Annotated in this window: 19 protein-coding genes; 14 read left to right on the top strand and 5 right to left on the bottom strand. The window is 55.1% G+C overall.

The genetic code is table 11. The features are described from left to right. Positions 1-31: 31 nt before the first annotated feature. Positions 32-544: a zinc uptake transcriptional repressor Zur gene (gene zur / locus IM313_RS00315; protein ID WP_028015164.1), complete on the bottom strand. Its 513-nt coding sequence runs from the start codon at positions 542-544 to the stop codon at positions 32-34. 115 nt (positions 545-659) lie between these two features. Here zur and IM313_RS00310 point away from each other — a divergent pair, with 115 nt between their 5' ends. The 4 genes from IM313_RS00310 (at position 660) to pspG (ending at position 4089) form a co-directional block, all read left to right on the top strand. Continuing rightward, positions 660-1148 carry a cupin domain-containing protein gene (locus tag IM313_RS00310; RefSeq protein ID WP_045260944.1) on the top strand — a complete coding sequence of 163 codons (489 nt, stop codon included), beginning with the start codon at positions 660-662 and terminating at the stop codon, positions 1146-1148. 225 nt (positions 1149-1373) lie between these two features. Beyond that, positions 1374-2633, top strand: a complete 1260-nt coding sequence (traF, locus tag IM313_RS00305) for a conjugal transfer protein TraF (protein ID WP_153657273.1) — start codon at positions 1374-1376, stop codon at positions 2631-2633. A gap of 82 nt (positions 2634-2715) precedes the next feature. After that, positions 2716-3711 carry a tRNA dihydrouridine(20/20a) synthase DusA gene (dusA, locus tag IM313_RS00300; RefSeq protein ID WP_049137649.1) on the top strand — a complete coding sequence of 332 codons (996 nt, stop codon included), beginning with the start codon at positions 2716-2718 and terminating at the stop codon, positions 3709-3711. 135 nt (positions 3712-3846) lie between these two features. After that, complete coding sequence (gene pspG, locus IM313_RS00295; protein ID WP_028015168.1) at positions 3847-4089, top strand: envelope stress response protein PspG; 243 nt, start codon at positions 3847-3849, stop codon at positions 4087-4089. 184 nt (positions 4090-4273) lie between these two features. On the opposite strand, the gene IM313_RS00290 is transcribed toward pspG, so the two are convergent. Further along, complete coding sequence (locus IM313_RS00290) at positions 4274-5257, bottom strand: quinone oxidoreductase (RefSeq protein WP_192972043.1); 984 nt, start codon at positions 5255-5257, stop codon at positions 4274-4276. Positions 5258-5323: 66 nt separating this feature from the next. On the opposite strand from IM313_RS00290, the gene dnaB reads away from it, so the two are divergent. The 6 genes from dnaB (at position 5324) to IM313_RS00260 (ending at position 10952) form a co-directional block, all read left to right on the top strand. Beyond that, on the top strand, positions 5324-6736 hold the full coding sequence (gene dnaB, locus IM313_RS00285) for a replicative DNA helicase (RefSeq protein ID WP_008503375.1): 1413 nt from the start codon (positions 5324-5326) through the stop codon (positions 6734-6736). Positions 6737-6752: 16 nt separating this feature from the next. Next, positions 6753-7832, top strand: coding sequence for an alanine racemase (gene alr / locus IM313_RS00280; protein WP_028015170.1), 1080 nt, complete (start codon positions 6753-6755; stop codon positions 7830-7832). A 109-nt stretch (positions 7833-7941) separates the two neighbouring features. Then, the gene (gene tyrB / locus IM313_RS00275; RefSeq protein WP_192972042.1) at positions 7942-9135 is read left to right on the top strand and encodes an aromatic amino acid transaminase; all 1194 of its coding nucleotides are present in this window, start codon (positions 7942-7944) and stop codon (positions 9133-9135) included. A 218-nt stretch (positions 9136-9353) separates the two neighbouring features. Further along, positions 9354-10067 carry an acid phosphatase AphA gene (gene aphA / locus IM313_RS00270; protein WP_041911537.1) on the top strand — a complete coding sequence of 238 codons (714 nt, stop codon included), beginning with the start codon at positions 9354-9356 and terminating at the stop codon, positions 10065-10067. Between the two features lie 112 nt (positions 10068-10179). Then, complete coding sequence (locus IM313_RS00265) at positions 10180-10596, top strand: secondary thiamine-phosphate synthase enzyme YjbQ (RefSeq protein ID WP_041911536.1); 417 nt, start codon at positions 10180-10182, stop codon at positions 10594-10596. A gap of 2 nt (positions 10597-10598) precedes the next feature. After that, a complete protein-coding gene (locus tag IM313_RS00260) occupies positions 10599-10952 on the top strand; it encodes an MmcQ/YjbR family DNA-binding protein (RefSeq protein ID WP_028015174.1) in 354 nt (117 codons plus the stop codon). 3 nt (positions 10953-10955) lie between these two features. Here the strand turns inward: IM313_RS00260 and uvrA are convergent, their stop codons facing one another. Continuing rightward, positions 10956-13778, bottom strand: coding sequence for an excinuclease ABC subunit UvrA (uvrA, locus tag IM313_RS00255; protein ID WP_041911534.1), 2823 nt, complete (start codon positions 13776-13778; stop codon positions 10956-10958). Positions 13779-14029: 251 nt separating this feature from the next. Here uvrA and ssb1 point away from each other — a divergent pair, with 251 nt between their 5' ends. Beyond that, on the top strand, positions 14030-14560 hold the full coding sequence (gene ssb1 / locus IM313_RS00250; protein WP_006810470.1) for a single-stranded DNA-binding protein SSB1: 531 nt from the start codon (positions 14030-14032) through the stop codon (positions 14558-14560). A 60-nt stretch (positions 14561-14620) separates the two neighbouring features. Here ssb1 and IM313_RS00245 read toward each other — a convergent pair whose 3' ends face one another. Beyond that, positions 14621-14902, bottom strand: a complete 282-nt coding sequence (locus tag IM313_RS00245) for a YjcB family protein (protein ID WP_028015176.1) — start codon at positions 14900-14902, stop codon at positions 14621-14623. Between the two features lie 656 nt (positions 14903-15558). On the opposite strand from IM313_RS00245, the gene IM313_RS00240 reads away from it, so the two are divergent. Further along, on the top strand, positions 15559-17124 hold the full coding sequence (locus tag IM313_RS00240; RefSeq protein ID WP_041911532.1) for an EAL domain-containing protein: 1566 nt from the start codon (positions 15559-15561) through the stop codon (positions 17122-17124). Positions 17125-17130: 6 nt separating this feature from the next. Here the strand turns inward: IM313_RS00240 and soxS are convergent, their stop codons facing one another. After that, the gene (gene soxS, locus IM313_RS00235) at positions 17131-17457 is read right to left on the bottom strand and encodes a superoxide response transcriptional regulator SoxS (RefSeq protein ID WP_008503387.1); all 327 of its coding nucleotides are present in this window, start codon (positions 17455-17457) and stop codon (positions 17131-17133) included. A gap of 98 nt (positions 17458-17555) precedes the next feature. On the opposite strand from soxS, the gene soxR reads away from it, so the two are divergent. Together soxR and IM313_RS00225 are read left to right on the top strand one after the other, a co-directional pair. Further along, a complete protein-coding gene (gene soxR / locus IM313_RS00230) occupies positions 17556-18014 on the top strand; it encodes a redox-sensitive transcriptional activator SoxR (protein ID WP_023331806.1) in 459 nt (152 codons plus the stop codon). A 287-nt stretch (positions 18015-18301) separates the two neighbouring features. Next, positions 18302-18973: a glutathione S-transferase family protein gene (locus tag IM313_RS00225; RefSeq protein ID WP_192972041.1), complete on the top strand. Its 672-nt coding sequence runs from the start codon at positions 18302-18304 to the stop codon at positions 18971-18973. Positions 18974-19185 lie beyond the last annotated feature (212 nt).

The following is a 19185-nucleotide window of genomic DNA, read 5'->3' as shown; positions in this document are numbered from 1 at the left end:
AGGCGGCTTAAGAGCCGCCTTTATTTTGCTGCTAACGCGGCTTTTTCTTTATCAGAATTGAGTGGTCGTGCTGACACGCATCCTGATGTCGACAGGCTTCCACCTCAACGCATGCAGAACACAGCCCGTGCGCTTCAATCACGTTATGACGCAGGGCAAAACCCATTTTTGCCGCCAGCGTGTGCATAATGTCCTCTACGCCTTCCGCTCCCTCTTCTTTCACCACGCCGCAACGATCGCAGATAAACATGGCCGATGTATGCGTTGGCTGATCGAAAAGATGGCACAGGACATAGCTGTTTGTGGATTCGACTTTATGCACAAACCCTTGTTCCAGCAGGAAATCCAGCGCGCGATACACCGTGGGAGGTTTAGCCTGCGGCTCGCTTTCGCGGAGCAGGTCGAGTAGATCGTAGGCGCTGATCGCCCCCTGTTGCAGGCTCATCAGGCGCAAGACTTCAAGGCGCTGCGGGGTCAGGCGCACATTGCGTTGCGCGCACAGCTTTTCGGCCTGCGCTAACAGCTCTTTTGTGGACTTATCCATTTAGCACCTCGGATGTTCTGGGAGATAAAACCCTCACTTTATCATGTTCTGGCAAAAACACCGATATCCGCCAGGCTGTGCTATACCTGACGCATCGCAAACCGGGAATGTAACAATGAAAAAACCAGACTGTATCAAGCACTGGCGCGACGTAGAAGGGCCAGATGACGCCACCTACCCCGACAGTAACGAGCTTTTTTCCATCGGATCGCCGCTGGCGCGCAGCCTGGGCCTCAGGCGTATAGGCATTCATCATGAACGTTTACCGCCGGGGCGTCGGACGTCCTATCCCCATGCGGAAAGTGACGAAGAAGAGTTTATCTACGTGCTTGAGGGCTATCCTGAAGCCTGGATTAATGGTTATTTGTGGAAACTCGAACCCGGAGACAGCGTGGGCTTTCCCGCCGGAACGGGGGTGTGCCACACCTTTATCAACAACACCGAGGAAGAGGTGCGGTTGCTGGTGGTGGGGGAGGCCAACAAGAAGCACAACCGCATCTACTATCCGCTCAATCCGGTTTATGCCGCCACGCGGGAAGATCGCTGGGTAGATCATCCGCCACAGTTTTTTGGGCCGCACGATGGAAAACCTGGGAAAAAATAATTTCCTCTTCTATAAATATTGAGGGCCGTCACAAATTACAACAGGCCGTAAGGAAGTTTTACTTAGGGAATGAATTAGCGGGTCTTTTTATCTTTATTCACAGCAATAGTTCGCGCCTGTTTGGGGGATAACAGACAGGGGTTATTTCATAACAGACTATAAGACGGGCATACTGTGAAAAAACATTTTAAATTTTCGGTGGTTAGCATCGCTGTCTCCTTGTTTATGGCAAATCAGGCGGGAGCAGCCAATACCTGGACAGAATCACGTAGCGACGCGATGGGGGGCACCGGCGTTGCTTCGGGCAATTATGGTAGCGGGGCGTTAATTAACCCCGCGCTGCTGGCAAAGGCAAAACCGGACGATGACGTGACGGTCATTTTGCCGTCCGTTGGGGTGCAGGTAACGGATGAGGACAATCTTCAGGATGAGATTGATACCATCAACGACAAAATCAATCACTATAAGGATGTGGTTGATAACCTTACGCCAATCGAGGTTATTACTAATCCGTTAGGCTCCATCAACCAGTTCCAGGGCGCGGCCAAAGATCTGGCCGATGAGCTGGACTATCTCAAGGGCAAAACCGCTCGCGCGACGGCAGGAGCAGGCCTTGCCGTGAGTATCCCTAACGATGTGCTTTCCGTGGCCTTTATGGCGAAAGGGTACGCCCATGGCCGGGTAAGTTCGTCTATCGACCAGCAGGATATTGATTATCTGCGCGGTATTCAAAGAAGCAATCTGGTGGCTGCCGGCGTTGCCCTGGACGCTGCGCTGAACGGCACGGACCAGATCACTAAAAACCTCAACTCAACGGCGTCCGGTCGGGCGGCGATTATCTCCGACTACGGTATTGCCGTTGCCCGCCAGTTTGACCTTGGCGGCGTTCCGGTTTCCGTGGGCGTGACGCCAAAACTGCAAAAAAGCTGGATCTATAACTACACCACCTCGATCTACGATTACGACAGTAATAAGTGGAACGATAGCCGCTACCGTACAGACGATACCGGCTTTAACGTCGATGCCGGTATTGCCGCTGATTTTGGCGAAAACTGGACGGTCGGCGTGAGCGGGCAAAACCTGATGTCGCGCGATATCGACACCAAAGATATCCGCATCCGCAACGGGCGTACGGGGGAAGTGGTGAGCTATAAAGACACCTACCAGATCCGTCCGCTGGTGACCGCGGGCGCTGCCTGGCACAACGATCTGGTGACCCTGACCGCCGATGGCGATCTGACCGAAACCAAAGGATTTAAGAGCGAAGATACGTCGCAGTATGTTGGGGTCGGTGCTGAAGTGACTCCGCTGAGCTGGCTGGCGGTGCGTGCCGGTTATCGTGCGGATATGAAAGGGAACGACAGCAACGTCTTTACCGGCGGTGTCGGTTTCGCGCCGTTTAATACCGTTCATGTTGACCTGATGGGTCTGTATGGCGAGGACGAAACCTGGGGCGCAGGGGCTCAGCTGAGCATGACGTTCTAAAGTACACCGGAGGCGCTGCGCCTCCGGCTTTTCTTTGTGCTATAGTAGCGCCCCTTTTCCACCAGATGCTTAAAACTTCGCCATGTCGTCAGAACACCAGACCGCTTTTCCTGCACACCGTTTCTCTATTGCGCCAATGCTCGACTGGACGGACAGACACTGCCGCTATTTCCTGCGCCAGCTCTCCCGCCATACGCTGCTGTACACCGAAATGGTGACCACGGGCGCAATTATTCACGGTAAGGGCGACTACCTGGCATACAGTGAAGAAGAGCATCCGGTTGCGCTGCAGCTGGGGGGCAGCGATCCGGTCGCGCTGGCCCAGTGTGCAAAGCTGGCGGAAGAACGCGGCTACGACGAGATCAACCTGAATGTTGGCTGCCCTTCCGACCGCGTGCAAAACGGCATGTTCGGCGCCTGTCTGATGGGCAACGCACAGCTGGTGGCGGACTGCATCAAAGCGATGCGCGATGTGGTCTCCATTCCGGTGACGGTCAAAACCCGTATCGGCATTGACGACCAGGACAGCTACGAATTCCTGTGTGATTTCATCAATACGGTGTCAGGGAAAGGCGAGTGTGAGATGTTTATCATCCACGCCCGCAAAGCCTGGCTTTCAGGCCTTAGCCCGAAAGAGAACCGTGAGATCCCGCCGCTGGACTACCCGCGCGTGTACCAGCTGAAACGTGATTTCCCGCACCTGACGATGTCAATCAACGGCGGTATTAAGTCGCTGGAAGAGGCGAAAGCGCACCTTGAGCATATGGATGGCGTGATGGTTGGGCGCGAGGCGTATCAAAATCCGGGCATTCTGGCGACGGTCGATCGCGAAATCTTTGGCGTTGCAGGCGCAGACACCGATCCGGTTGCCGTCGTGCGTGCCATGTACCCTTACATTGAGCGCGAGTTGAGCAATGGCACCTATCTTGGCCACATCACCCGCCATATGCTTGGCCTGTTCCAGGGTATTCCGGGCGCGCGCCAGTGGCGTCGCTACCTCAGTGAGAACGCGCATAAAGCCGGTGCCGATATTGAGGTGCTGGAACATGCGCTGCGGCTGGTGGCGGATAAGCGATAATTTCGCTAAAAGATCGTCAAATTCACCACGCCCTGCGGATCCTTGCGGGGCGTTTTGCTTTAAGAACAATACGTTAGCTTTGGCATGATTCTTGTAATGATTGCAGCATCATTCGGGAACTCGTGGGAGAGCACAATGCTTGAACTACTTTTTGTGATTGGCTTTTTTGTCATGCTGATGGTCACGGGCGTGTCGCTGCTCGGCATTCTGGCCGCGCTCGTTGTGGCCACGGTGGTTATGTTTATCGGCGGATTATTTGCCCTGACGATCAAACTGCTGCCGTGGCTGCTGCTGGCTATCGCCGTGGTGTGGGTAATACGGGCGATTAAAGCGCCAAAACTGCCGACTTATCAGCGCAATAACCGCTTCCGTTACTAAGGTATTGAGGGGTTCGTCACATACTTGTAACTTTTCCGGCAGCATGGCTTAGAACAGAATAGGATTTACTTATCGAATCTGTCACTATGGCTGCCGCTACAGAATTCATCGAGCTGTACCCTACATACAGCCGAACTAAAAAAAGAAAGGGCTTCCCACGGGAAGCCCAATTTCTTTTTGGGGGTCAGGGAATTAGCAAACTGGAACCCTGCGTCGCCCGGCTTTCCAGCACCTCATGCGCGCGCTGCGCATCGGTTAGCGGGTATTTCTGCGCATCCGCCACATCCACCTTAATCACGCCGCTGGCTATTAGCGAGAACAGCTCGTTGCTGGCTTCCTCCAGTTCTTCCCGGTTGGTGATGTAACCCTGCAAAGAAGGGCGCGTCACGTACAGCGACCCTTTCTGATTCAAAATGCCGAGATTGACGCCGGTGACAGCGCCTGAGGCGTTACCAAAGCTCACCATCAGCCCGCGACGCTGCAGGCAGTCCAGCGACGCTTCCCAGGTGTCTTTCCCCACCGAGTCATACACGACGCGTACTTTTTTGCCGTCGGTGATCACTTTCAGCCGCTCGACAATGCTCTCTTCCCGGTAGTTGATCACCTGCCACGCGCCCGCGTCCAGCGCACGCTGGGCTTTTTGCGCACTGCCTGTGGTGCCGATCAGCTTCGCGCCTAAGGCTTTCGCCCACTGGCAGGCAATCAGCCCCACGCCACCGGCGGCAGCATGGAACAGGAACTGCTCATCGGGCTTAATTTCGTAGGTTTTGCGCAGCAGGTAATAGACCGTTAGCCCTTTCAGGAATGAGGCGGCCGCCTGCTCAAAGGAGATGGCGTTCGGCAGCAGGGCGGCTTTGTCCGCCGGGACGTTGTGGATGGAGCTGTAAGCGCCCAGGGCAGACTGTGCATACACCACACGATCGCCTTCTTTGATGTGCTTAACCGCACTGCCCACTTTGCTGACGATACCGGCCGCTTCAGTGCCCAGGCCGCTCGGCATTGACGGAGGCGGGTAGAGACCGCCACGAATATAGGTATCAATGTAGTTAATGCCGATAGCTCTGTTTTCCACCTGAATTTCGTTCTCGCCAGGCGCAGCGGGGGTAAACTCCACCGCTTTCAGCACTTCAGGACCGCCGTGTTTCTGGAACTCAATGCGCGTTGCCATGCTCCCTCCGTAAGAAAAATATGGTAATCTTTCGACCCACTCTTTATCTCGGTAACTCCATTCACTATGGCAGGAAACAAACCCTTCAACAAACAGACTGAACCTCGCGAGCGTGATTTCCAGGTCGCAGGGTTAAAAGTCCCGCCGCACTCGATTGAAGCGGAACAGTCGGTGTTGGGCGGTTTAATGCTGGATAACGAACGCTGGGACGACGTCGCCGAGCGCGTAGTGTCTGAAGATTTCTACACCCGTCCGCACCGCCATATTTTTACCGAAATGGCGCGCCTGCAGGAGTCCGGCAGCCCGATTGACCTGATCACGCTCGCGGAATCGCTGGAGCGTCAGGGGCAGCTGGACAGCGTCGGCGGCTTTGCCTACCTGGCAGAACTGTCAAAAAACACGCCAAGTGCGGCTAACATCAGCGCTTACGCCGACATCGTGCGCGAACGTGCCGTCGTCCGCGAGATGATCTCGGTAGCGAACGAAATCGCCGAAGCCGGATTCGACCCGCAGGGCCGCACCAGCGAAGACCTGCTCGACCTTGCCGAGTCCCGCGTCTTTAAAATCGCCGAAAGCCGTGCCAACAAAGATGAAGGCCCGAAAAACATCGCCGACGTGCTCGACGCCACCGTTGCGCGTATAGAGCAGCTTTTCCAGCAGCCGCACGACGGCGTGACCGGGGTGAACACAGGCTATGACGATCTGAACAAAAAAACTGCTGGTTTACAGCCGTCGGATTTAATTATCGTCGCGGCGCGTCCGTCGATGGGTAAAACGACATTTGCGATGAACCTCGTTGAAAATGCGGCGATGTTGCAGGATAAGCCGGTGCTTATTTTCAGTCTCGAGATGCCCTCGGAGCAGATTATGATGCGTTCTCTGGCATCCCTGTCGCGCGTGGATCAGACCCGCATCCGTACCGGCCAGCTCGACGACGAGGACTGGGCGCGAATCTCCGGCACCATGGGCATTTTGCTGGAAAAACGGAACATCTACATCGATGACTCCTCCGGCCTGACGCCGACGGAAGTGCGCTCCCGCGCGCGCCGCATCGCCCGTGAACACGGCGGCATCGGCCTTATCATGATCGACTACCTTCAGCTGATGCGCGTCCCGTCGCTCTCAGACAACCGTACGCTGGAAATTGCAGAGATTTCCCGCTCGCTCAAGGCGTTAGCTAAAGAGCTGCACGTGCCGGTAGTGGCGCTGTCGCAGCTTAACCGCTCCCTGGAACAGCGTGCAGACAAACGCCCGGTCAACTCCGACCTGCGTGAATCCGGCTCCATTGAGCAGGATGCCGACTTAATCATGTTCATCTACCGTGATGAGGTCTATCACGAGAACAGCGACCTGAAAGGGATCGCCGAAATTATTATTGGTAAGCAACGTAACGGCCCCATCGGTACGGTACGTCTGACCTTTAACGGCCAGTGGTCGCGTTTCGACAACTATGCCGGTCCTCAATATGATGATGAGTAATTTCTAAGGAATTCAAATGCAAGCGGCAACTGTTGTGATTAACCGCCGCGCTCTGCGACACAACCTGCAACGTCTGCGTGAACTGGCGCCCGCCAGCAGGCTCGTTGCAGTCGTGAAAGCGAACGCTTACGGACACGGTCTTCTTGAGACCGCGCGAACGCTCCCCGATGCCGACGCCTTTGGCGTCGCCCGTCTCGAAGAAGCTCTCCGCCTGCGCGCAGGCGGCATTACGCAACCGATTCTGCTCCTCGAAGGCTTTTTTGAAGCCTCGGATCTGCCGACCATTGCAGACCAGCAGCTGCACACGGCGGTACACAACGAAGAACAACTGGCCGCGCTGGAAACGGCTGAACTGAGCGAGCCGGTCACCGTCTGGATGAAGCTCGATACGGGCATGCACAGGCTGGGCGTGCGCCCGGAAAACGCGGAGGCGTTTTATCAGCGTTTGTGCCAGTGCAAAAATGTGCGTCAGCCGGTCAATATCGTCAGCCACTTTGCCCGTGCCGATGAGCCCGAATGCGGCGCAACCGAGCAGCAGCTTGATATCTTCAACACCTTCTGCGAAGGCAAGCCGGGAATGCGCTCCATTGCGGCATCCGGCGGCATTCTGCTGTGGCCGCAGTCCCACTTCGACTGGGCGCGTCCGGGCATTATCCTGTATGGCGTTTCCCCGCTTGAGAATAAACCCTGGGGGCCGGACTTAGGCTTTAAGCCGGTGATGTCGTTGGTATCAAAGCTGATTGCCGTGCGGGAGCACAAAGCGGGCGAGCCGGTGGGTTACGGCGGTACCTGGACCAGCGAGCGCGACACGCGGCTTGGCGTGGTGGCGATGGGCTACGGCGACGGCTATCCGCGCGCGGCACCAACGGGCACGCCGGTGCTGGTCAATGGTCGTGAAGTGAAAATTGTCGGCCGCGTGGCGATGGACATGATTTGCGTGGATCTTGGGCCCGGCGCGCAGGATAAAGCGGGCGACGATGCGGTGATGTGGGGTGAAGGTCTGCCCGTTGAACGCATTGCTGAGATTACAAAAGTGAGTGCTTACGAACTTATTACGCGTCTGACGTCGCGGGTGGCGATGAAATACATCGACTGAGCTTTAACGGGATGCGATGCATCCCGCTTCTGTTAACATCCCCTCGATCTTATTCCGCTTCCGGTTTATTGTTGAAAACCCTGCCTCATAATAATCCGGAGAACATCGCGTGTTTCAGAAAGTAGACGCCTACGCCGGCGACCCTATTCTCTCCTTGATGGAGCGTTTCAAAGAAGATCCTCGCAGCGATAAAGTGAACCTCAGCATCGGTCTGTATTACAACGAGGATGGCATCATTCCTCAACTGAAAGCCGTTGCCGAAGCCGAAGCACGTCTTAACGCAACCCCGCACGGTGCTTCGCTTTATTTGCCGATGGAAGGGTTAAACACCTACCGTAATACGATTGCGCCGCTGCTGTTTGGTGCGGACCACGCGGTGCTCGCGCAAAAGCGCGTGGCGACTATCCAGACGCTGGGCGGCTCGGGTGCGCTGAAGGTAGGCGCTGATTTCCTGAAAAAATATTTCCCGGATTCCGGCGTGTGGGTCAGCGACCCGACGTGGGAAAACCACGTGGCCATCTTTGAAGGCGCGGGCTTTAAGGTCGAGACCTATCCGTGGTTCGACAGCGAAACCAATGGCGTGCGCGTCGAAGCGCTGCTGGAAAAACTGAACACCCTGCCGGCGCGCAGCATCGTGCTGCTGCACCCATGCTGCCATAACCCAACGGGTGCGGACCTCACCAATGCCCAGTGGGATGCGGTGATCGAGGTGCTGAAGGCACGTAACCTGATCCCGTTCCTCGACATCGCCTATCAGGGCTTTGGCGCGGGCATGGAAGAAGATGCTTACGCCATCCGCGCCGTTGCCAGCGCCGGGCTGCCAGCGCTGGTCAGCAACTCCTTCTCAAAAATCTTCTCTCTCTACGGCGAGCGCGTTGGCGGTCTGTCCGTGGTGTGTGAAGACGCCGAAGCCGCGGGGCGCGTTCTCGGCCAACTGAAAGCGACGGTCCGCCGTATTTACTCCAGCCCGCCGAACTTTGGTGCGCAGGTGGTGGCGACCGTTCTGGGAGACGAACAGCTGGAAGCCACCTGGCTTGCGGAAGTGGAAGCGATGCGCAAGCGCATTCTGTCGATGCGTCAGGAACTTGTTAACGTGCTGAAAGAGGCGGTGCCGGGGCATAACTTCGACTATCTGCTCAAGCAGCGCGGGATGTTCAGCTATACCGGACTGAGCGCGGCACAGGTCGATCGCCTGCGTGACGAGTTCGGCGTCTACCTGATCGCCAGCGGCCGTATGTGCGTGGCGGGCCTGAATGCCGGCAACGTCCAGCGCGTGGCGCAGGCGTTTGCTGCTGTAATGTAAATGCTCACTAACCCAGCCCTCTCCCCGTGGGAGAGGGCTGGGGTGAGGGCATCAGACCGCATAAACACGTCCCCCGGCACTTTGTGATCGTCTTCTTTTTATTCATCTTTATAAGTAAAAACTCCTTTCCTTCCCCTCCCTCCGGGGTTATGGTCGGATAGATTTTTGACCATCCACTCAAAATATAAAGATAACAAACTGAATATTCAGGGGAAAATATGCGCAAGATCACACTGGCGCTCAGCGCCGCCTGCTTATTGTTCTCGCTTAATAGCGCCGTCGTCGCGCGAGCTTCCGCACCGACGCCGCTTTACACCGGCACCACCGCCGCCATCCTTGCCGAGCAGGCACCCATTCACTGGGTTTCCGTGGCCCAAATCGAAAACAGCCTGATGGGCCGCCCGCCAATGGCCGTGGGCTTCGACATTGACGATACCGTGCTGTTCTCGAGCCCAGGCTTCTGGCGTGGCAAGAAAACGTATTCTCCGGACAGCGAAGCGTATCTGAAGAACCCGGAGTTCTGGGAAAAAATGAATAACGGCTGGGATGAGTTCAGCATTCCGAAAGAGGTGGCCCGCGCGCTGATCGCCATGCACGTTAAGCGCGGCGACAGCATTTACTTTGTCACCGGCCGTAGCCAGACCAAAACGGAGACCGTCTCCAAAACCCTGCAGGACGATTTTCAGATCCCGGCAGCCAGCATGAATCCGGTCATTTTTGCCGGTGATAAAGAGGGACAAAACACCAAAACCCAGTGGCTGGAGCAGAAAAACATCAAAGTGTTCTACGGTGATTCGGATAACGACATTACCGCGGCGCAGGATGTGGGAGCCAGAGCGATCCGGGTGCTGCGTGCCTCTAACTCGACCTATCGACCGCTGCCGATGGCAGGCAAGTTTGGCGAGGAGGTGATTGTTAACTCCGAGTATTAGTTCTTGAGCGGCGGGTTTGATTCTTTTTTGAACAAATCCGCCGCTGCGGGTTTTACCTTTCGCCTTCTTGCTGCACACTTAGAAAGATTCATCTTTCAGAACGGAGCAGCTCATGTGGTATCAACAGACCCTGACCTTAAGCGCTAAACCCCGCGGATTTCACCTTGTGACGGACGAAGTCATCGGGCAACTCCGCGACCTGTCGCGCGTCAAAACGGGTTTACTGCATCTGCTGCTTCAGCACACGTCAGCCTCCCTCACGCTTAATGAAAATTGCGACCCTACCGTCCGGTCTGATATGGAACACCATTTCCTGAAGACGGTTCCGGACAACGCCCCCTACGAGCACGATTATGAAGGCGCAGATGACATGCCTTCGCATATCAAATCTTCTCTGCTGGGCGTATCGCTGATGCTGCCGGTTCATAACGGGCGGCTAATGCTGGGCACGTGGCAAGGGATCTGGCTGGGAGAACATCGCATTCACGGTGGTTCGCGTAAAATTATCGCAACGCTACAAGGGGAATAAAGATGACAATTTCGGAGATACTTCAGTACTGCATGAGCAAGCCTGGCGCGGAACAAAGTGTTCACAGCGACTGGAAAGCCACGCAGATCAAAGTGGGAGACGTGCTGTTTGCGATGGTGAAAGAGGTTGAAGGGCGCCCGGCGGCGTCGCTGAAAACCAGCCCGGAACTGGCGGATCTATTACGTCAGCAGCATGATGATGTGAGGCCGAGCCAGCACCTCAATAAGGCGCACTGGAGTACCGTTTATCTGGACGGCTCGCTGCCCGGCTCGCAAATTTACTATCTGGTGGATGCGTCCTACAAGCAGGCAGTTGAGCTGCTGCCGGAAGCGACCCGACAGCAGCTCTCCGTGTAACAATTACAGCAACGGTTTAAGGAAGCGCGCGGTGTGCGAGGCTTCGCACTCTGCAACGGTCTCTGGCGTACCGGAGACGAGGATTTCACCCCCGCCGCTGCCGCCTTCCGGGCCGAGATCGACAATCCAGTCCGCGGTTTTAATCACGTCCAGATTATGTTCGATGACCACAATCGTGTTGCCCTGATCGCGCAGCTGATGCAGCACCTCAAGCAACTGCTGGATATCCGCAAAGTGCAGGCCGGTGGTCGGCTCATCCAGAATGTAGAGCGTCTGGCCGGTACCACGCTTGGACAGCTCGCGCGCCAGCTTCACGCGCTGCGCCTCACCGCCGGACAGGGTTGTTGCTGACTGCCCCAGGCGAATGTAGGTCAGGCCTACGTCCATCAGCGTCTGCAGCTTACGCGCCAGCGCAGGGACGGCGTCAAAGAACTCGCGCGCCTCTTCGATGGTCATGTCCAGCACTTCGTGGATGGTCTTGCCTTTGTACTTAATCTCCAGCGTTTCGCGGTTATAGCGCTTGCCTTTGCACTGGTCGCACGGCACGTAGATATCCGGCAGGAAGTGCATCTCAACCTTGATCACGCCGTCGCCCTGACATGCTTCACAGCGGCCGCCGCGCACGTTAAAGCTGAAACGTCCTGGCGTATACCCGCGCGAACGCGCTTCCGGTACGCCAGCGAAGAGCTCACGTACGGGCGTGAAGACGCCGGTATAGGTCGCCGGGTTGGAACGCGGCGTACGGCCAATTGGGCTCTGATCGATGTCGATAACCTTGTCGAAATGCTCCAGCCCCTGAATATCGCGGTACGGTGCAGGCTCGGCCAGCGTCGCGCCGTTCAGCGCCGTCTGCGCAATCGGGAACAGCGTATCGTTGATCAGCGTCGATTTACCGGAACCGGACACGCCGGTAATGCAGGTAAACAGGCCAACCGGCAGCGTCAGGGTGACGTCCTTCAGGTTGTTGCCGCGCGCCCCTGTGAGCTTCAGCACTTTTTCCGGGTTCGCCGCGACGCGCTGTTTTGGCACTTCAATTTTGCGCTTGCCGCTCATGTACTGGCCGGTCAGCGACTCGGGCACCGCCATAATGTCCTTCAGCGTACCTTCCGCCACCACCTGGCCGCCGTGCACGCCCGCGCCCGGGCCGATGTCGATCACGTGGTCTGCGGCGCGAATTGCGTCTTCGTCGTGCTCCACCACGATTACCGTGTTGCCGAGATTGCGCAGGTGGATCAGCGTGCCGAGCAGACGCTCGTTGTCGCGCTGGTGCAGGCCGATGGACGGTTCATCCAGCACGTACATCACGCCGACTAAGCCCGCGCCAATCTGGCTCGCCAGACGGATACGCTGGGCTTCACCGCCGGAGAGCGTTTCTGCCGAGCGGGAAAGCGTCAGGTAGTTCAGGCCAACGTTCACGAGGAACTTGAGGCGATCGCCGATCTCTTTCAGCACTTTTTCGGCGATTTTCGCACGCTGGCCGGAAAGCTTCAGGTTGTTGAAGAAGTCCATTGCGTGGCCGATGCTCATGTCTGAGATGGTCGGCAGCGCCGTGTTTTCCACAAACACGTGGCGCGCTTCGCGACGCAGACGCGTGCCCTCGCAGGTGGCGCAGGAGCGGTTGCTGATGAACTTCGCCAGCTCCTCGCGCACCGCGCTGGATTCGGTCTCTTTGTAGCGGCGCTCCATATTGTGCAGCACCCCTTCGAACGGGTGGCGACGCACGGAGGTATCGCCGCGATCGTTCATGTATTTGAACTCGATGTTCTCTTTGCCGGAACCGAACAGGATCACTTTGTGCACGTTCGGGCTCAGGCTCGCCCACGGCGCTTCAACGTCGAATTTGTAGTGCTCCGCCAGCGACTTCAGCATCTGGAAGTAGTAGAAGTTACGCTTATCCCAGCCGCGAATCGCACCGCCCGCGAGCGACAGCTCGGGGTTCTGGATCACGCGATCCGGATCGAAATACTGCTGCACGCCCAGACCGTCACAGGTCGGGCACGCGCCCGCCGGGTTGTTGAACGAGAACAGGCGCGGTTCCAGCTCGCGCATGCTGTAGCCGCAAATCGGGCAGGCGAAGTTGGCGGAGAAGAGCAGCTCTTCCGCTTTCGGGTCGTCCATGTCGGAGACCACGGCCGTGCCGCCAGAGAGTTCCAGCGCGGTTTCAAAGGATTCAGCCAGACGCGTGGCGAGATCGTCACGCACCTTAAAGCGGTCAATCACCACTTCGATGGTGTGTTTCTTTTGCAGCTCAAGCTTTGGCGGATCGGACAGGTCACACACTTCGCCGTCGATACGGGCGCGGATATAGCCCTGGCTTGCCAGGTTCTCCAGCGTTTTGGTGTGCTCGCCTTTACGCTCTTTGATGATCGGTGCCAGCAGCATCAGGCGTTTGCCTTCCGGCTGCGACAGCACGTTATCCACCATCTGGCTGACGGTCTGGGCCGCCAGCGGGACGTCGTGGTCCGGGCAGCGCGGCTCACCCACGCGGGCATACAGCAGACGCAGGTAGTCGTGAATTTCGGTAATGGTACCGACCGTTGAACGCGGGTTATGCGAGGTAGACTTCTGCTCAATAGAGATAGCAGGCGATAACCCTTCAATATGATCGACATCCGGTTTTTCCATCAGCGACAGGAACTGACGCGCGTACGCAGAGAGCGATTCGACGTAACGACGCTGTCCTTCGGCATACAAAGTGTCGAAAGCCAGTGAGGATTTGCCAGACCCCGAAAGCCCGGTCACGACGATGAGTTTGTCGCGAGGGATTATGAGGTTGATATTCTTGAGATTATGGGTGCGGGCGCCCCGAACTTCGATCTTATCCATTCACCTTTCCCGGTTGGAACACGGATTGCCTGGTTTGTTTGAAGGACAAACGGCTGTCAGAAACGGCTAATTATGACACAAAATGACCTGTTTGAATATACAGTATTGGAATGCATTTTCTGATTCACTGTGTAACAATGTTGAGTTCGCGGGAGAACTCTGGAACGTGCTACGCAACTATCAAAGTGCAGCATGGAAATGGTACACTCGCGCGTTTACACTATTAAGAAACGTATTCAGGAGACACGAACATGGCCAGCAGAGGCGTAAACAAGGTGATTCTCGTCGGTAATCTGGGCCAGGACCCGGAAGTACGCTACATGCCGAGTGGTGGCGCAGTTGCCAACATTACGCTGGCTACTTCCGAATCCTGGCGTGATAAAGCGACCGGTGAAATGAAAGAGCAGACCGAATGGCACCGCGTTGTGCTGTTTGGCAAACTGGCAGAAGTAGCCGGTGAGTATCTGCGTAAAGGTTCTCAGGTCTATATCGAAGGCCAGCTGCGTACCCGCAAATGGACCGACCAATCCGGTCAGGAAAAATACACCACGGAAGTGGTGGTGAACGTGGGCGGCACCATGCAAATGCTGGGTGGCCGTCAGGGCGGTGGCGCACCGGCAGGTGGCGGTCAGAACCAGCAGCAGGGTGGTTGGGGTCAGCCTCAGCAGCCGCAGGGCGGCAACCAGTTCAGCGGCGGCGCGCAGTCTCGTCCGCAGCAGCAGTCTGCTCCTGCTCCGTCTAACGAACCGCCAATGGACTTCGACGACGATATCCCGTTCTGATCAACGGATGCTAAAACAAAAAACCCAGACATCGTCTGGGTTTTTTTATTGCTGAAGGGATCAGGTAATCACCATCGGCCAGTCTGGTGGGGTGTGGTTCATCGCCTCAACCATCACCACTTTTATATTTTCCCAGACCGCGGCCATATCCAGCAGGGTAATGCCCAGCAGGCCCGTTGCGAACCAGCAGGCCGCGCCAAGCCCTAACAGGGTACTTATGACGGCAAGACCCGCGTAGTCGGATTTACGAAACTGAATGTTCAGCGTGCTGGCTAAAAACATCAAAACCGCGCTCAACAAGGGCCAGCGCAGGAGAACCATGCTGGTAGTAATGGTTGCCATAAAACCCATCCTCTACAAAACAGACGAACTGAATGAAACAGTGTTTCTCGTTACACAATATGTGTGAACTATATCACATTTGTTGATTTATTCGCCAGTGCCTGCGTAGCCAAAAAAGGGGATTTTATTACCCGGAAAAAAGAGCATGCGGTTCGGGACCGCCTTCGCACAGGGGGAGGCGGATCCACAACGCGCTGAGGTAATCCCGTCGGGTAAGTGGGGAAGAGCATCTGGAGGCAGAGAGACGGCCAGCCGTGCCGTTTTTAGGGGGCGCATTATTTTCTGATAATATTGTGGTGATGTCTGATTATTTATAAAACAACGAACAAAATATACCCGCAGAAATAGGATAAAACGTCACGTTGGTGTTGTACTTTTTTCATGCCGCCAGAAGTTTTGCTTAATCAGCGATCCTCTGTTGTGTTCTCTTCAAACCTCCCGTGCGCGATGGATAATTATTTTCCTTAATTAAAACGGAACGAATACTTACAGTTTAGCTTACGGGAAAATATTATCGTCATAACGAAATTTAAGATTTTTAATACTAAAAGTCAGTTGCTAACTTCGCATGATTCATGCAACGTAATCACCTGTTTAACAAAGCATCCGGCCTTCATTACTACAGGCGTACAACATGCAGGGATATAGGGCGGGAAATGAATCGTAGCGCGCGGCGCAAAATGCTCAGAGTGGTAGGGATCATCATGGTAGTTATGCTGCCGGTGATGCTTGCTCTATGGTTTGCCCAGCTACGAGCCGAGTCGGAAACGAGCGCTCAGCTACGGACATTTGCTGAACTGGCTTTAGACAAAACAGAACTGGTTATTCAACAAGTTGAACTGGCCAGGGGCGAGGCAGAAAAATATCAGGGTGAACGTTGTACGCCGGAACATCGTCAATATATGTTGAACGTTGTTCGTGGCCGCCTGTTTGTCGCCGATTTAATTTATGCTGAAGGTCAGAATTTTCTTTGTTCGACCGTTTTTACACCGGATCAACCCTACGTCATTCCGGTCGCTAATTACACGCGTAAACCTGACGTTGCTATCTATTATTTTCGCGATACGCCATTTTATACTGGCTATAAAATGACATATATGCAGCGCGGAAATTATGTCGTGGTGGTCAATCCGCTTTCTTACAGTGAAGTGATGTCTACCGATCATTCCCTCGCATGGGGGGTATACGACACGGTAACTAATGCCTTCTTTTCCGTCAGCCAGAAAGCCAATGCGACTTTATTAAATTCGATGATTCGGGATAAGGAATCGGTATTTCAAAAAGATAACCGTTTCTATACCGTTGTGAAATCGACAAATCGGCCTATTGCCGCCATCGTGTCGACGTCAGATAAACGTTTTTATGAAACGCTCTATCACCAGGCGACGTTGACGCTACCGCTGGGAATGATCTGCAGCATTATTATTTTGCTGGTGTGGTCCCGTACCCATCGTGAGCTTAATTCGCCGGGGCGCTTACTGCACCGGGCGCTGAACAAGCGCCAGCTTTGTGTGCACTATCAGCCGATTATTGATATCAAGAACAACCAGTGTGTGGGGGCAGAGGCGCTGTTGCGCTGGCCTGGTTTCAATGGGCAGGTAATGAGCCCGGCTGACTTTATTCCGCTTGCGGAAAAAGAGGGAATGAGCGAGCGGATCACGGATTATGTCGTTGAGGAGGTGTTCAGCGATCTGGGCCATTTCCTGGCGGCGCATCCGCATCTCTATATTTCGATCAACCTGTCGGCCACGGACTTCCACTCCTCGCGGCTGATCGCCATGATTTCTGACAAGGCCCGGCACTACGCCGTACGCGCCCAGCAAATTAAAATCGAAGTGACGGAACGCGGCTTTATCGATGTGCCAAAAACCACGCCGGTGATTCAGGCCTTCCGTCAGGCGGGCTATGAAGTGGCGATCGATGATTTCGGGACCGGTTATTCCAACCTGCACAACCTCTACTCGTTGAACGTGGATATTCTGAAAATCGATAAATCGTTTATCGACACCTTAACCACCAACAGCACCAGCCACCTGATCGCCGAGCATATTATCGAGATGGCGCAAAGCCTGCGGCTTAAAACCATTGCGGAAGGGGTTGAGACGGCTGAGCAGGTGAGCTGGCTGTTGAAGCGCGGCGTTGAGTTCTGTCAGGGATGGCACTTCGCGAAAGCGATGCCGCCCCAGGAGTTTATGACCTGGCAGCAGCAACCTTTGCACTGATATGCATTAATTCAACTGGTGGCGATAATCGCTCGGCGTACGGTCAAACTCGCGGCGAAACACACGGGAAAAGGTTTGTTGCGAAACATAGCCAAGATCCATCGCGATATCAAAAATCGGCCGCTGCGTTGAGCGTAACGCCTGCGCCGCCAGCAGGAGCCTGCGCTGACGAATGTACTCCCCCAGCGTCTGGTGCATGACCGTGCGGAACATTCTCTGTAAATACCATTTCGAATAGCCCGATTTTTTTGCGACCACATCAATGTTCAACGGTTGGTCGATATGATCGTCAATCCATTCAATAAGTGTCTGAATAATTTGCTGATGCGACATAAGGTTGCCCCTCTGTAGATACAACTTTCTCGGTTGATTCGTCGTTTTCTCTGCGGGGGAGTATAATTCCTCAAGTTAACTTGAGGTAAAGAGGTTTTATGGAAAAGAGATTGCCGCGCATTAAAGCGCTTTTAACCCCCGGCGAAGTGGCAAAGCGAAGCGGCGTTGCGGTATCGGCGCTCCACTTCTATGAAAGCAAAGGGTTAATTAAAAGCATCCGTAACGGCGGAAACCAGCGCCGCTATACCCGTGACGTGCTCCGCTACGTGGCGATTATCAAAATTGCGCAACGCATCGGCATTCCCCTGGCGACGATCGGTGAGGCATTCGGCGTGTTGCCGGAAGGGCATACGCTTAGCCCGAAAGAGTGGAAAGAGCTTTCGTCCCAGTGGCGTGAAGAGCTGGACAGGCGTATCCACACGCTGGTGGCGCTGCGTGACGAGCTGGACGGCTGTATCGGCTGCGGCTGCCTGTCCCGTAGCGACTGCCCGCTACGTAACCCTGGCGACAGGTTGGGCGAGCAGGGGACCGGGGCGCGACTGCTGGAGGAGGATTGAGTTCTTGCGGCAAAAAGCATAATAAAGAACTAAAGCGCCACTAAGGGCGCTTTAGTTTTTCCCGGTCTTTGTCTTTCTCTCTATCCCGCTGGTTCACGGGAGGGTTTCCCCCGACATCAGCACCCCTCGTGTCGAGCTGGTTGGGGAGGTTCCGGATTGTGCTGACACTTTAATTCTATGCAAGACCCGTTTTTTCGCCAGCCGCGCTAGCCGTTTTTTAGACGAAATTTTTTCGCGGTGTTGTTCGATTTTCTATAGTTAAAAAGTATGAATAACAGGAGAAAATCATGCTCACGGTACATCACCTTAACCAGTCGCGCTCGCACCGCGTGATCTGGGCGCTGGAAGAGCTCGCCCTGCCTTATGAGATTGTTCACTACCAGCGCGAAAAGAACATGCTGGCACCCGAGTCCCTCAAAAAGGTGCATCCGTTGGGCAAATCGCCGGTCATTGAAGATAACGGGCTGATCCTTGCGGAGTCAGGCGCCATTCTGGAGTATCTGCAGGAAACCTATGATGCCGAATCGCGGCTGAAGCCTTTAGACCCCGCGCATAAGGTGCAATACCGCTTCTGGCTGCATTACGCAGAAGGGTCGCTGATGCCACTGCTGCTCATGAAGCTGATCTTCAGCAGCCTGGGCAAGCCGCCCGTGCCGTTTGGCATCCGAACGCTGGGCAAGGCGCTGGGGCAGGGGGTACAGAAAGCGTATCTCAACCCCCAGCTGGAGACCCATGCGCGCTTTATTGACTCACATCTTGCTAAAAACAGCTGGTTTGCCGGAGAGACGTTAAGCATGGCCGACATTCAGATGAGCTTCCCCCTCTTTGCCCTGCTGGCGCGCGGCGGCATTGCTAATCTGCCGCATATTCAGGCATGGAAGAAAAAAGTGGAAACGAGTCCTGGCTGGCAAAGAACCCTGCAACAAGGTGGCCCGTTAACGATCCCGGGCGAGGATTGAAATGTAAACAAATTGCGCATAGACGATAACGTTTGCGCATCCTCTGTTTATTTCTTCATCGTCATAAGTGAATTTTAGCGAAAAACGACAAAGTTCAGTTGAAAAGGGCGGGTATTAGGCTGGATAATCGTTTGCCTTAATTTGACCACCCGTTTTATAAGCGCGGAGCTAAACGTTTGCTTTTTTTGTGACGCCCTTTCGTCGCAAACGCA

Origin of the sequence: Enterobacter cloacae complex sp. P2B, assembly GCF_014895985.1 — a bacterium.
Classification (GTDB): Bacteria; Pseudomonadota; Gammaproteobacteria; order Enterobacterales; family Enterobacteriaceae; genus Enterobacter; species Enterobacter bugandensis.
The sequence above is the reverse complement of the archived record's forward strand: the minus strand, read 5'-3'. Positions and strand labels throughout refer to the sequence as shown.